At 44.8% G+C, this 13241-nt stretch carries 18 protein-coding genes and 1 pseudogene; 14 read left to right on the top strand and 5 right to left on the bottom strand.

Going from position 1 to position 13241, the window contains the following annotated elements:
* The 7 genes from C7N83_RS10025 to C7N83_RS10065 all read left to right on the top strand — a co-directional run.
* Positions 1-1301: replication initiation factor domain-containing protein (locus C7N83_RS10025; RefSeq protein WP_106742405.1), on the top strand; the 1301-nt coding region annotated here is incomplete at its 5' end.
* Positions 1298-1612: a hypothetical protein gene (locus C7N83_RS10030; protein ID WP_106742407.1), complete on the top strand. Its 315-nt coding sequence runs from the start codon at positions 1298-1300 to the stop codon at positions 1610-1612. The genes C7N83_RS10025 and C7N83_RS10030, both read left to right, overlap by 4 nt.
* A 70-nt stretch (positions 1613-1682) precedes the next feature.
* The gene (locus C7N83_RS10035) at positions 1683-1913 is read left to right on the top strand and encodes a major capsid protein (RefSeq protein WP_106742409.1); all 231 of its coding nucleotides are present in this window, start codon (positions 1683-1685) and stop codon (positions 1911-1913) included.
* 9 nt (positions 1914-1922) lie between these two features.
* Complete coding sequence (locus tag C7N83_RS10040; RefSeq protein WP_106742411.1) at positions 1923-2225, top strand: hypothetical protein; 303 nt, start codon at positions 1923-1925, stop codon at positions 2223-2225.
* A gap of 67 nt (positions 2226-2292) precedes the next feature.
* Positions 2293-3780 (top strand): virulence factor TspB C-terminal domain-related protein, encoded by a 1488-nt coding sequence (locus C7N83_RS15300; RefSeq protein WP_146135131.1) that lies wholly within the window; start codon positions 2293-2295, stop codon positions 3778-3780.
* A gap of 2 nt (positions 3781-3782) precedes the next feature.
* Positions 3783-4106 (top strand): DUF2523 family protein, encoded by a 324-nt coding sequence (locus C7N83_RS10060; RefSeq protein WP_106742416.1) that lies wholly within the window; start codon positions 3783-3785, stop codon positions 4104-4106.
* A gap of 8 nt (positions 4107-4114) precedes the next feature.
* The gene (locus C7N83_RS10065; protein ID WP_106742417.1) at positions 4115-5200 is read left to right on the top strand and encodes a zonular occludens toxin domain-containing protein; all 1086 of its coding nucleotides are present in this window, start codon (positions 4115-4117) and stop codon (positions 5198-5200) included.
* 298 nt (positions 5201-5498) lie between these two features.
* On the opposite strand, the gene C7N83_RS10075 is transcribed toward C7N83_RS10065, so the two are convergent.
* The 3 genes from C7N83_RS10075 to C7N83_RS10085 all read right to left on the bottom strand — a co-directional run bounded on the left by C7N83_RS10075 (position 5499) and on the right by C7N83_RS10085 (position 6630).
* Positions 5499-5798: a hypothetical protein gene (locus C7N83_RS10075; protein ID WP_146135132.1), complete on the bottom strand. Its 300-nt coding sequence runs from the start codon at positions 5796-5798 to the stop codon at positions 5499-5501.
* A 119-nt stretch (positions 5799-5917) separates the two neighbouring features.
* Positions 5918-6418 (bottom strand): DUF2726 domain-containing protein, encoded by a 501-nt coding sequence (locus tag C7N83_RS10080; protein ID WP_106742423.1) that lies wholly within the window; start codon positions 6416-6418, stop codon positions 5918-5920.
* 20 nt (positions 6419-6438) lie between these two features.
* Complete coding sequence (locus C7N83_RS10085; RefSeq protein WP_106742435.1) at positions 6439-6630, bottom strand: hypothetical protein; 192 nt, start codon at positions 6628-6630, stop codon at positions 6439-6441.
* A gap of 346 nt (positions 6631-6976) precedes the next feature.
* Here C7N83_RS10085 and C7N83_RS10095 point away from each other — a divergent pair, with 346 nt between their 5' ends.
* The 7 genes from C7N83_RS10095 (at position 6977) to C7N83_RS10125 (ending at position 12487) form a co-directional block, all read left to right on the top strand.
* Positions 6977-8299, top strand: coding sequence for a replication initiation factor domain-containing protein (locus C7N83_RS10095; protein ID WP_106742426.1), 1323 nt, complete (start codon positions 6977-6979; stop codon positions 8297-8299).
* Positions 8300-8350: 51 nt separating this feature from the next.
* Positions 8351-8659, top strand: a complete 309-nt coding sequence (locus tag C7N83_RS10100) for a hypothetical protein (RefSeq protein ID WP_106742427.1) — start codon at positions 8351-8353, stop codon at positions 8657-8659.
* 64 nt (positions 8660-8723) lie between these two features.
* A complete protein-coding gene (locus C7N83_RS10105) occupies positions 8724-8954 on the top strand; it encodes a hypothetical protein (protein WP_106742429.1) in 231 nt (76 codons plus the stop codon).
* Between the two features lie 59 nt (positions 8955-9013).
* Entirely contained in the window at positions 9014-9289 is a 276-nt protein-coding gene (locus tag C7N83_RS10110) for a hypothetical protein (protein WP_146135134.1), read from the top strand.
* Positions 9290-9357: 68 nt separating this feature from the next.
* A complete protein-coding gene (locus tag C7N83_RS15305; RefSeq protein ID WP_211296637.1) occupies positions 9358-11037 on the top strand; it encodes a virulence factor TspB C-terminal domain-related protein in 1680 nt (559 codons plus the stop codon).
* A gap of 14 nt (positions 11038-11051) precedes the next feature.
* On the top strand, positions 11052-11360 hold the full coding sequence (locus C7N83_RS10120) for a DUF2523 family protein (RefSeq protein WP_170064889.1): 309 nt from the start codon (positions 11052-11054) through the stop codon (positions 11358-11360).
* The gene (locus C7N83_RS10125; protein WP_106742433.1) at positions 11357-12487 is read left to right on the top strand and encodes a zonular occludens toxin domain-containing protein; all 1131 of its coding nucleotides are present in this window, start codon (positions 11357-11359) and stop codon (positions 12485-12487) included. Before C7N83_RS10120 ends, C7N83_RS10125 begins: the two co-directional genes overlap by 4 nt.
* On the opposite strand, the gene C7N83_RS14875 is transcribed toward C7N83_RS10125, so the two are convergent.
* Positions 12480-12734 (bottom strand): hypothetical protein, encoded by a 255-nt coding sequence (locus tag C7N83_RS14875; protein WP_211296638.1) that lies wholly within the window; start codon positions 12732-12734, stop codon positions 12480-12482. The two genes, C7N83_RS10125 and C7N83_RS14875, sit on opposite strands and share 8 nt — an antisense overlap.
* Positions 12735-13140: 406 nt before the next feature.
* Positions 13141-13241: pseudogene (locus C7N83_RS17050) on the bottom strand (IS110 family transposase); the annotation flags it as partial.

A 13241-nucleotide genomic window follows, 5' to 3' on the forward strand; every position in this document is an offset into this window, starting at 1 on the left:
CCCCCGCTAGTAACACGGGGGGACTTGCAGCAACAGCAAATGCTTGCAGCGAAGCTTATGAGCATTTTGTTGTTGTCAAAGGTAAATTGGTTGAAGTTCTTTTAAAACGCGGTTCTTCTCGTGCTGCTTTTATTGACACGCTGACTATCGTTTTTCCTGAAAGTGTTTTCGTTCGTCCTGACCAGTTGGGAACGGATGAAGAAATTGCCGGTAACGCCTCTGCTGTGATTGCTGAAATTTTCGGTTTCGGTCTGCTTAAGCAAAATTCAGGTGGTCGAAACGGCTATAAAGTTTCCTATCACATGGGTACTGACGTTGAAAACTATGGTTTTTTCGCCATGGGCGGTGCTAGGCAAAATGAAACAGTTTGTCTTTTTCTCACCGGTGTTGGCCTTACTGCTGCTCTTTCAGGTTGGGAAAACCGTTTATATAACTACCTGCAAGATTATGCTCCAACTGCAAAGATTACCCGCGTGGATTTAGCGCATGATTTTTTAAACGGCGAATACACGCCTAATCAGGCTCTCTCTGATTGGGAAAACGGTGGTTACACAAGTCGTTATACAAAACCTATCGCCGAATGCGTTGGTGGCGACTGGCTCGAATATCGTGGAACTGGCAAAACCCTGTATATAGGTTCTCGCAAAAATTCAAGCCGTTTCGTGCGTATTTATGAAAAAGGCAAACAGCTTGGCGATTCTGAAAGCCCTTGGGTTCGTGTTGAACTTGAGTTGCACAATCGGGACATTATTATTCCCCATGATGTTTTGATTAACGCTGGTCAATTTCTAACAGGTGCATTCCCTGCTTTTGAAAATCTTTTTTTTTCGTACTCCGAAACTCCTGCCAAGGCGGAAAGAGTAAAAAAGCAAAAAGATGTATCTGCTGAACATTGCATTAAATACGGCTCTATTCAAGTTTCTGGCGTTGTGAATTTGCTTGAGCGTATGGGCTTATCTGATTCTGCTATTGTTGAAACTTTGAAAAACGGCAAAACCGATATGCCGAAAAGATTAAATCCTGCTGCGTTTGATTACGCAACAGAATCGCTAACTTACATTCACGAAGTTCATCGCGTTCCTCGTGATATTCATTCCGTCTTTGATTCTACCTTTGGTGCAGATTCTGCTCGTAAGCATAGAAGCTATGACGAATACTTAGCCGATGTTCAGAAAAGAAAATTGAATGAACAATTTGGCAAGCCTGAACGTTTCGACAATGAAGATGCCTATTTGGCATACATGTGGCGTAAACATTCTACTCCTGACTTTATTTTAAACCCTATGAAAGGTAAGCAATGAAAGCAATTCTGCGAAAAGTGGCGTTTAACAAGGGTAAAACTGACAACGGTATCGAATACGACTACACACGTCTTTTTATCGAGCGTCCAATCTCGGCCGATTCTCAAAATGAATTTGGCCACGATTTGATTCAATGTGAATTTGGCAATGCTGAAAAAGTGAAGGAAATTCAGCATTTGCGCGGTCGTCTTCCTGTTGAAGTCGAAGTTGATTTGGTGCCCGAAATTAAAGGCAAAAAAGTTATTCAGGTAGTGCATTCTCTGCGCGTTTTGGACAAAGAGCCGTCCCCTGCTTCATCTGCCAAAGCCTGATTAATCGGTATGCAGTCCGACTAAAACGGCAATCCATTTCGTTTTATTTATTAATTTAAAGGTGAAAATTATGCAAAAACAAACGTTTTTGAGCAAACACGGCCAAAAAGTGGCTATTTTGGGTGCTGTTGTGGGTGCTTCTGCTCCTGCTATGGCTGTTGAAATTGATGCGTCTGCAATCACTACTGCCATCAATGGTATCGTGCCAGTTATTACCTCAACTGGCATGGCCTTGCTGTCTGTTTATGTTGTTATTAAGGCGTTCGGCTTGGTAACTGGCTTCCTTGCTCGCGGTCGCTAAGGTGTAATCATGGGGTATAGAGTAGGAACTCAATGTATCGAAAGCAAAGAAATTGCATTTGACTATGTTCTTTCTTCTGTATCTCCTGTCATTACCCCAGATGGCGCGATTTTAAAACCTGAAAAAATTGGTAATTCATGGTTTTTGAATGGTGATGAAATCGCGCTGTCTCTCCCAGAATGTTCTTTTGTTGGTCAGATTCAAGATGGCGCATTATTTGCTGCTCCCTTTTTAATGTTATTTGCAATTATGTTTTCTTTTAAAGTAGTTGCAGCATTAATTAACGGTTCAAGGATTTCAGATGGTAGTTGATTTTCCTTTTCTGATTGGCTTTTTTGCCGTTTTATCTGTTCTTTATCTTTTTTTTTGGTAGGTAGATATGCAAAAAATCAAATATTTGGCGGTCGCTTTGTTGACCGCTTTTTCTTTACCATCATATGCAAAATTGATGGTAGTTACAAACGAAACTTTTGCAAAATATGCTCCCCTTTTTGAAACTGTTAAAGGTAGTAATTCCGATGGGTCTGAATATGAAGTTACTACATATTTTTGTGTTTTAAAAACCTGTTATGCAGATGTTAAAAAAACAAAAAATTCTACTGTTGTAGATATTAAAGATTTGCCTCCATCGTCATCATATACCAAAGAGCATTTGGAAGAAGCTAATGATTTGGGCATATCTCCTCAAGAATTGGATAATCTTAAAAAGGAAGAAGAACAGATTGCGAAAATTCTAGACGATATTGCCCGCAAACGCCGTGAACAAGAAGTCAATGATAATGGTGGCGGTGGTTCTGGTGGCACTGGCGGTGGCGGTGGTACTGGTGGTTCTGGTGGCTCTGGTACTGGTACTGGCGGTGGTAGCGGTACTGGCGGTGGTTCTCGTAAATTACCAGATGATTTGAAAGGTGTTTCATCCTATTTTATTCATGGTAGTAGTCAGTCAAATATTAAACCCTATAATTATCCTCGTACTACTGGTTTCACTGATAATAAATGTTCTGGAACGTATAACGGTATATCGTCTGAAAGAGTTATGAGTTTGACTGGCCATTCCGTTCCTGATACGCATGAAGGTTCTCGCATGGTTTATTCAGTTTATTGTGATTCTCTATCTCCTTCCCGTGTTTCTGGCATGAAGAATGATATGGGCTGTGATCATGGTTTTTCTGCTCTTGCAAATGGGGGGTCCGGTTCTTTTTCTGTTGTCTGTACTGTCAAGCCTGAACCTAAGCCTGAATTGCCGTCTGTTTCTTCTGTTACTAATTCCGATTTTGTTAATTCCGTTCTATCAAATATTGCCAATACTCTAAACGACATTCGCAATAAGTTAAATTCTACTGGTTTTTCAACTGGTGGCGGTTCTTCTGGTGGCGGTTCCAAAGCCACTTCCGGCACCGGCGGAAATTCGTCGGATGCGAATAGCTCGGCGGATTCCGCCGGTGCCGGTGGTGGCTCTGGTTCTGCTACTGGTGGTACTGGTGGTAATGCTGGTGGCGGTGGTACTGGCGGTAATTCTGGTGGTGGTACTGGTGGTACTGGTAATGGCGGTGGTAATGGTAATGGTGACGGCGATAAAAATGATGATTCCGGTGGTGACGGCGGTTTTGGTGAACCTGATGTACCTGATTGGGGTTCTTTGAATTCTGACGGCGATTTCGGTTCTTTTTCTCCCGCTTCTGTTTTTCCTACTGGTGGGCAATGTCCGCAATCAGTTATGTTGGATTTTGCGCAATTCGGTACTCATGAGCTTAGCTATGAGCCTATATGTGATTTTGCTTCCAAATTAAGACCTGTTTTTATTTCCTTGGCATATTTTTTTGCTTCGCTAATGATTTTTAAAACTGTTAACTCTATGAGAGGTTAATTATGCCTGCTTTAGCTGCTATTGCAGGGGCTTTTATTGCTGCTCTTAAGGCATTTCTCCCTGCTCTTGTTCCTTGGCTTTTGTCAATGTTTTTCAAGCTTGCTTTGGGACTTGGTGTTACCTTTGTTTCCTATAAATTGCTTGGCGTTGCCGTTCAAGAAGTCTTGGATAGATTCGCTGATAGCTATTTTTCTATTCCTACTGAGATTCAGGATATTTTAGGTCTTGCCGGTATTCCTGAAGCATTAAATATTATTCTGGGCGGTTTTTCTTTCTCATTTGGTATATGGGCTTCTTACCGCTCTTTGAAATTCATTAATAAATAGGGGGTTTTATGATTACATTAATTACTGGCGTTCCCGGTTCTGGAAAGACATTATTTGCTGTTTCTGATTTGGCAAAAAAGGTTAATAAAGAATGGGCAAACAGAAAAATTTTCACTCATGGAATACCTGATTTAGTTATTCCTACTGAGCCTATTCCTGAGGGTTATACTATTGACCAGATGCATATTTGGCTTCAGTTGCCTGAAAACCAAGGTTCTGTTGTCATTGTTGACGAAGCGCAAAATTTATTTCCCCCTCGTAGTGCTGGTTCAAAAGCTCTTGATATTGTGGAATGGCTTCATGTTCATCGCCATTCTGGCATTGATTTAATTTTAATTACACAAATGCCCACACGTATTGATAAGCATGTCCGTGATTTGGTTGGTGCGCATTACCATATCCATAAAACGCCATTGGGTGTGAGAATGAAATATTATTGGGACTATTGCGAAAATAATCCAAAATCCGGAATGAAAAACGCGCGTCCTGAAGTCTATAAGTTTGATAAAAAAGCCTTTAAGCTTTATCGTTCTGCTGAAATTCATACCAAAGTATCTACGCCTAAATCTCGTGTTCTTTGGGTTCTACCTTTATTTATTTGTTTATTCGCACTTTTCGGCTACTTGAGCTATAAGTCACTTTCTTCTTTTTCTAGTGATGATGATGTTTCTGCTGCTTCTGCTCCTGTTGATATTTCGGCGTCTGATATAAATTCTGCCGTTTCTAAGCGTTCGGATGATTTTGTCAAAAAGAATGCTTCTCAACTTGGTAACGGTGTTAATCAGCAAAGAAGTTTAGCAGAATCTTATTTTCAGCCTACTGTTCAGGGTAGAGTCGAATCTAAGCCAATTTATGATAACGTTCGAAAAGTTCAGGATTTTGAATACCCTGTTGCTTGTATTTCTGGTGGTAATTCTGGCTGTTCGTGCTATTCGTCTCAAGGTACTGCTATCAAGGAAATTGATAAAAAAACCTGTAATGAATACGTCAAAAACGGCTTGCCTTTTAACCCGTATAAAGAAAGAAGCCGTGAAGTCGCTAAGCCTGTTCAGTATGATTTACCTCAATCTGAGGTACTCGTTATGGGTGGTTAATCGCCTCAAAATCTAATGTATGATGGTTATGTAGATTCGCGCCCTAATATGCAGTCTGGTGCCGTCGTTAATTAGGAATTGGTGTTTTCGGTGTCAAGGGGAAGGTTTGTAAAGATTTGGCGTGCTTTTTGCCAAATCTTTATGAATGCCCCTTGATACCGAAAATACCAAGAAACACGCTTCGGCATGGTGGGCAGGGTGGTTTTATCTCCCTGCCCACCTGCCACGTGGCGAACGTCGCCGAAGGCAAACAGCCTTAAATTTTCCATAAATCGAACATTATGCGAAGTAGCAAAAGCTACTTGCGCCGCCATCCGTTGCGGTAGCCGCCCGTGGTCGCCGCTATGCTCATCCTCGCACCGATGGTTTTAACCAGCGCATCATAATAGACACGCTTGACGGCTTCCTGTTCGTGGTGCTTGGCTGCCGGATAAGCCAGCGCGGCCAGGATTTCCAGCGGTTCGATTTGCAGCGCTGCCGCAATTTCCAAACACTCGGCAAACGACAGCTTCAGACGGCCGCGCCGGATTTGGCTGATGCGGCTCGGGCTGGTCTGCCACTTGGCGGCAAGCCTGTAATCGGAGCGTATGCTAAGCATCGATTTGTACATGTCCAACCACTGGCTTTGAGATTGCATAATAAAAATAACCGCTTACGTAATGATAAGCGGTTATTTATGTTGGCGGCCTGTTTTGGGCAATATTGCGCGGATGCTAATTACTGTTTTCCGTTAAATAAGGCTTTGATTTCTTCATGGCTAGGGGTCTCGTTTACTTTCCAGCGATATATTTTTAAGCCTGCGTCCGTGGTGGCTTTGTTTTTCTTTTTGTCCGTCTCTATTCTGGCTTCGTCTCTTTCATGGCTGCTGTCGTCCAGTTCGATAACCGCAATGGGATAACTGTTTTTATTGCATACAACAAAATCATAGCTCATCCTGTTTATTCGGTTATGCCATGTTCCGAAATTGTGGCCTTTCTTTACTTTGAGTACCCTGCTCGTCTGAACCTGAAATGCTATCAGATGGTCGGGCAAGGCTTTTTTCAGCTTCCAATAAAGCTGCTGTTCGGGGGCGCTCATCAGGCTGGATGTGTAAAACGGCCATTTATCCGGTATTCCCGCCCCGTTCTCTCTGTTTCGATGTGTTCTTTGTCTTTTTTTCTCCCCGCCAATCACGGCAAATATTACTATGATTATGCCAAGTATTATTATTGTTTCCATAAGATGTTTCCCCGTTTTAATTATTTGTTTCTAATGGTTATGTTGCCGTCGTCGTCGACCATAGCACGTTTAATTGCTTCATTAAGTAGTGCGTGTGCAAGCTCACTATCTCGGATGGGTTGTTTTCCGAGTTGTACTAATTTCTTGTTGGCGTTAATTGCAATCCTGCGAAGGCTTTCTTCCTGTGTGTCTTTTATGCGTAATGCTTTCATTTCGGTACTGTCTCCATTTTTTTTAGCAATATAAACAGTAGGTTGCATGTATGCAAGTAATTTGTTCTTGAGTTAACATGATAATGCGTTAATAATTTGCATCATGTTAACATGTTTGCACGTTAATTTACGGTGTAGCAAAAATGAGAAATACCAAAATCTACGAAATCATCACGCCCGTATCTGACGCTGATGGCACTTTTCAGCTTAGGTACATTTTGACAAAAACCGAATATCTGAACCTTAGACAAGTGTCATCTTTTGAAGAAGCGGTTTATCAGTATGAGCGGCATTGCCGAACCTGTGCCGCGCCGCTGCGTGTAGTTAGTCGTGAGGATGTGAAGTGATGGAAATGCAAGAAAAATCAACGTTTAATGCTCCCCCCGCTAGTAACACGGGGGGACTGGCGCGAAGCGAAGCTTATCAGCACTGTGTAATTGTCGGCGGCAAGCTTAAAGAGATTCTTATTAAAAAGGGTAAATCTACTGCGGCCTTTATCGACACTCTGACCGTGGTATTCCCCGAAGATACTTTTGTTCGCCCTGACCAGCTCGGCACGGATGAAGAGATTGCCGCGAATGCTTCTGCCGTGGCTGCGGAGATTTTCGGCTATGGATTTTTGAAGCAGAACACAGGTGGCCGCAACGGCTACAAAATCAGTTACCACATGGGTACAGAAACCGAAAATTACGGCTTTTTCGCCATGGGCGGTAAACGCCAGAACAACACGGTGTGCCTGTTTATGACTGGCGTCGGTTTGACCGCTGCTTTAGACGGTTGGGAATCACGTTTATACGACTACATCCAAGCTTACGCACCGAGCGCCAAAATCACCCGATGCGACTTAGCCCATGACTTCCTAAACGGCGAATATACGCCCGATATGGCTTTGCGCGATTGGGAAAACGGCGGTTATACGTCCCGCCACACCAAGCCGATTGCCGAATGTGTCGGTGGCGATTGGCTGCATTACCTGGGTACAGGCAAAACCCTTTATATCGGCAGCCGCAAAAACGCCAGCCGCTTTGTGCGCGTTTACGAAAAAGGAAAACAGCTTGGTGATTCGGAAAGTCCGTGGGTTCGCGTCGAACTTGAACTGCACAGCCGCGATATTGTGATACCGCATGAAATCCTGATTGATGCAGGCCAATATCTAACCGGTGCATTCCCCGCATTTGAAAGCCTTTTCTTTTCGTACGAAGAAACTCCGGCAAAAGTTGAGCGGGTAAAAAAGCAGCAAGACGTGTCTGCTGAGCACTGTATTAAGTACGGCTCAATGCAGGTTTCTGGCGTAATCAATCTGTTGAAGCGCATGGGTCTTGATGATGCCGCCATTGTAGAAACGCTTAAAAACGGCAAGAAAAACATGCCCAAAAGGCTTAATCCCGCCGCATTTGACTGTGCGACTGAAAGCTTGACCTACATACACGAATGCCACCGTGTGCCGCGTGATGTGTACTCAGTGTTTGAAAGCACGTTCGGGGTCGATGGCGCAAAAATGAAGCATCGTACTTACGATGAATATTTGGCGGATGTCGAAAACCGCAGGTTGAACGAACAGTTTAGAGTCAGCAATACCAAATTTGACAGCGAAGACGCCTACAACGCCTACATGTGGCGTCGTCATGCAACGCCCGATTTTATTTCGAACCGAAAAATCAACAGTTAAAGGGCAACACGCCTGCCCGTGAAGGCGTTTACTTACTTAGGAAAAGAAAATATGAAAACTTACGCAAAAGTTACAGGAATCAAACGTTCCAGAGGCGTTTTGGACAATGGAAAACCCTATGACAGTACCACGCTGTATGTCGAGTTTCCGTTTGGTCAAAGCGACGATATGCGCGGCTCGGCAACGCAGCCGATGAAGTACGGCACGTCAGACAACTATGAAAAATTCAAGGGTGTCGCCCTGCCCTTTGATGCAGAGCTGAATCTCGAAGTAGAAACCAACGGCAACCGCATGCAGACAGTCGTAACCGATGTGCGGGTGGCGGGTCAGGACAAACAGACTTCCAAGCCTGCCGCATAACCTTTCGGGCTGGCCGTTTGCCTTTGAAAACGGCAAATCTTATTCACTTTTAAAGGAAAACATCATGAAAAACATGAATTTGGTTAAAAAATACGGTAGTAAAGCCGCTGTTGCCGCATTGGTTGCCCTTCCGGCAATTGCTTCGGCTGATGGTATCGGCGATATTGCCCAGACGGCAACAGCCGAAATCAACAAAATTATTCCGGTTGTTACTGCGGCCGGTACGGCTTTACTTTCGGTCTATCTGTTGATTTTGGGTTTCCGTATGGTTATGGGTTTCTTCCGTGGCCGTTAATGGTTTTTTAGTTTGAATATAAGGGGTTAGGTATGGGGTACCGTATAGGATGGCAGTGCGTGAATTCTTCAGAAGCTGCGCATGATTACGTGTTGTCCCAAACCCAGCCCCTTATTCTTCAGGATGGAACATATATCAGGCCTGAAAAAATAGGCCAAAGCTGGTTTTTAAACGGCAAAAAGGTTGTGTTGAGCTTCCCGCAATGCTCATTTAAAGAGCAGTTTCAGGAAGGGGCGGTTATAGGGGCTGCTGTTTTAATGGTCTGGATGCTGATGTTTGGTTTTAAGGCTCTGAAAACAATGATTTTTTATGGTGGGGGAAAAGATGATAATTGATTTTCCGTTTTTGCTGGGTTTGGCGTTGGTGCTGTCTGTTGCGTATTTGTTTTGGTAGGGGATTGATTATGTTGAAAAAAATAATTTGGGCGGCGGTGGCTGCCTTATTTTTTAATGGTGCATATGCGAATGACGTAAATAACGTTAAATTGGGTGAAGTTTTGGTAACGCCGTGTTCGGGGCAGCCTGATGGTACGGTTTTGAAGATTGGAGGGAAGACTTACAAGTGCGGTGGCGGCAAACTGATACGTAATGAGCCGTCAACAGCGATAGACAATAGCAGGGATTTTGGCAGCGGCAACGGCGCAAATATGGGTTCCGGTAACGGTGGTGCGGGTGGCGGAAGCGGTTCGGGCAGTAAATCGGGCAGCGGCTCGGGAAGTGGCGGTTCAGGTTCGGGTGGCTCTGGCGGTATGTCAAGCGGCGGTACCGGAGGCAAAAGTGTGAGCGGCGGTAGCTCGGGCGGTGGCAGTTCTGGTGGTGGTTCCGGTGGTAGTTCTGGTAGCAGTTCTGGTGGTAGCGGTTCGAGTGGTAGTTCAGGCGGTATGTCTCAAATCGGCGGCGGCGGTGGTTCGGGTTCCGGTGGTAGTGGCGGCGGTTCTGCTGCTGCTGGCGGTTCTTCAAGCGGTGGCGGAAGCTCCGGCAATGGCTCTTCGGCAAGTGGCGGCGGCAGTTCGGGTGGTAGCGGTTCTGGTGGTCTGCCCAATACAGATGATAAAGAGTTAAAAAGTTTGTATGAATCTTGGCGTAATAAATGGGTTGGCATTTTTAAATGGTATGAAGAAGAGCCGAAGAAAATGCACAAAAAATTATTATCTAATATAAGCTCTTGTAAAAATTACAATTCTGTTTTGTCGCGAGCTTATAAGGCTTGTGTCGATAGGGAAGTTGAAAGTTATGAAAAAGAATTGGAGGGGTTGCGTAAGAATCTGAATGAATCTAAGCAGCGTATGGCGAAAGAACTTGCCATTATTAATAAAAGTGCGGGTGAAAGTGCTGGTGATACGTCCGTTAATGTCGGTGGTGTCGGTGCCGCAGGAAGTAGTGCATCAAATAGTAGTAGCACGTCTGCCGATAACAGCGGCCCTAAAGTGTTTGAGACAGGCACGGGCGAAAACAAAGACAACGGCAACAGTAACAGCAATAGCAGCAAAGACGGTAACAACAGCAATAACGATGTATCCCGCTCGATAGAAAAGATGACCGACGCAATAGACAAGATGCGCGGTGCGGCCAATGCCAATGCGGCAAGTACGGCAGAAAACGGTAAAAAACAAGACGAAACAAACAGCCTGCTCGGTCAGATTGGCAAGTCGATAAAAGACGGTTTTGCCGCCCTGCTGGCCGCCGTGAATGGCGATGGCGCCAAAAACGGCGGCCAGCAGGGCGGCGGAAACGGCCAAAGCGGGGATGGTGGTAGCGATAAAGGCGATGGAGACGGTAAGGGCGAAAACGATAAAAAAGACGGCGAAGGCGCTGATTACGATGTTGCCGAACCTGATTGGGGAACATTGGAGAAAGGCGATGGCAGCGGCAGTGGCGGCGGATTCAAAAAGGCGGGTGCGTTTTCTGAAGGTGGTCATTGTCCTGCCGATATTCCGATTGATTTGGGTCAGTTTGGTACGGTCAGTTTTCAGATGAGGTTTTTGTGTGATGCCGCGTCAAGGCTTAGGCCTGTGATTGTGATGTTCGCATGGTTGATGGCGTCGATGATGGTTTACCGCACGCTAAATTCAGTTACTTCTTAAGGGGGGGTAAAAAAATGGCAATTCCTGCATTAGGTGCTTTGGCGGCGTCCGCTTTGGTTCCGTTGCTCAAAGAATGGGCTTTTAAAATGTTCGTCGCGCTCGGGGTTTCTTTTGTTTCGTACAAAGTTTCCGGTGAAGCGCTGCAAAGGTTGCTTGACCACGTGAGCGCCAATTATTTTGCGCTTGATGGCGATTTGCTGGGGCTGTTGGGGCTGGCGGGTGTGCCGGAAGCATTTAACATTATTTTCGGTGCCTTCAATTTCTGTATCGGCCTTTTTACAACAGGCAAGGCGCTTAAATTTTTCGCTGGGGGTGGTAAATGATTACGCTGATTACGGGAGTACCCGGTTCGGGCAAAACATTGTATTTTGTTTCTGAACTGTCTAAAAAAGTCAAAAACGAATACAAGGGCAAAAAAATCTATATAGACGGGATACCTGAGCTCAAAATAGAGATCTGCTCTATCCCTGACGGCCAAACCATCAAAAACTTTAACGAGTGGGCCCCGCTGCCCGAAAATCAGGGCGAAGAAGGCGCATTGGTGGTGATAGACGAAGCCCAGCGCGTCTTCCCGCCTCGCTCCGCATCATCTGCCCCGCCCGCGTTGGTTGAATGGCTGCATGTGCACAGGCACGCGGGCGTTGATATTGTGCTGATAACACAAATGCCCATGCGCATAGATAAACAGGTTCGCGACTTGGTCGGTGCCCATTACCATATCCACAAGACGCCTATCGGCGTGCGCATGATTTATTTCTGGGATTATTGCGCCAATAATCCCAAAAGCGAAATGAAGAACGCCCGACCGTCGGTGTATAAGCTGGATAAAAAGGCGTTCGGGCTTTACAAATCGGCGCAAATCCATACAAAGGTTGCTACGCCCAAAAGTCGTGTTCGGTGGTTGATTCCCCTTGCTGTTGCGGGTGCTGCTTTCTCTTTTTATTCACTGTTCGGCCAGATTGGCGGTTTTGGAGCTGAAAAAGTTTCGAAAGAGCAGATTGAGCAGGTTTCTGCTGATTCGGCGGTTTCTGCTGGCCGAAATATGGCCGAATCGCTGGGAGATGGGCCGGTGTCGTTGACCAAAGAAATGTTTGAACCCACAATAGCCGAAAAAGTCGAATCCAAGCCGCTTTATGACCGTGTGCGGCAGGTGCGTACGTTTGAATATCCTGTCGCCTGCATCAGTGGCGGCAATAGCGGTTGCACTTGCTATACCCATCAGGGCACGGCTATTAAAGAGATAGGCAAAAAAACCTGTAATACCTATGTCAAAGACGGTCTGCCGTTCAACCCATATCGAGATGAACGTCAAAACGCGCAAAATATGCCGATTGATACGGCGGCAGGGGGTACCCCTTCCCCCGCTCCTGAAGTACTGGTAATGGGCGGCAAGAGCCCGCAAAACCTAATGTATGACGGTTATGTTGAAGCGGGTGAGCAATTCAGGTAAGAAAAGGCCGTCTGAAACGTTTCAGACGGCCTTTATGGCGGGTTATTGACCTAATGCCATAATCAACGCTAAAATAATTCTCACGTCGATTCTGACTGTCAAAAGCAATTTCCCAATCTTCAAGGTAATCTGCATTTTGATTTTCCTGTCTAGGTTCAAATTTAGGCAGGAATGCAAAAATCCCTGAATGCCAGTTCAGGGATTTTTGCATTTCTGCCTGTGCTTGTTTGGGTTTCAAATTGTTCAAAATTAAATCATATGTTTCCTTTCTCTAGTCAATAACTTAATTCATCATCGACGAAAATCTCATTAATGTTTACTCCCCTGCTCTGCCCCGCCCGCATCGGGATTGTTGAGCTCGAAGGGAGGGGGTTTGGTTAGTGGCGCTGTTTTTTTTATCGGTCTTGCGTCGCTGTCGGTCGGGGGTTGCGATTGACAGATAACAGACAAAGCACCCATGCAAGGGGAAGCTTCGTAAGCTTTTGTAGAGACGGCTTTTTGTCTTTACAAAAGATGATATATTGCAATGTCAAATATTAAATTAGGATATTATTGTATATTGCTGTTTTTATTGATTATTTAGTTATTGCATTTATATCAGATACAACTATGCACGGCTGCTTTTTACAGCCGTTTTGTTTTGTATGTTTATGTTAAACCGTCTGATGACGCGCTTTGTTAAACGGTGTTTTTGCCTTATGGATATAAAAAGCAATTTTTGCGAGTTTACGCATCAAAGCGACAATAACGACCA

Origin of the sequence: Neisseria iguanae, from assembly GCF_003013245.1 — a bacterium.
Lineage (GTDB): Bacteria > Pseudomonadota > Gammaproteobacteria > Burkholderiales > Neisseriaceae > Neisseria > Neisseria iguanae.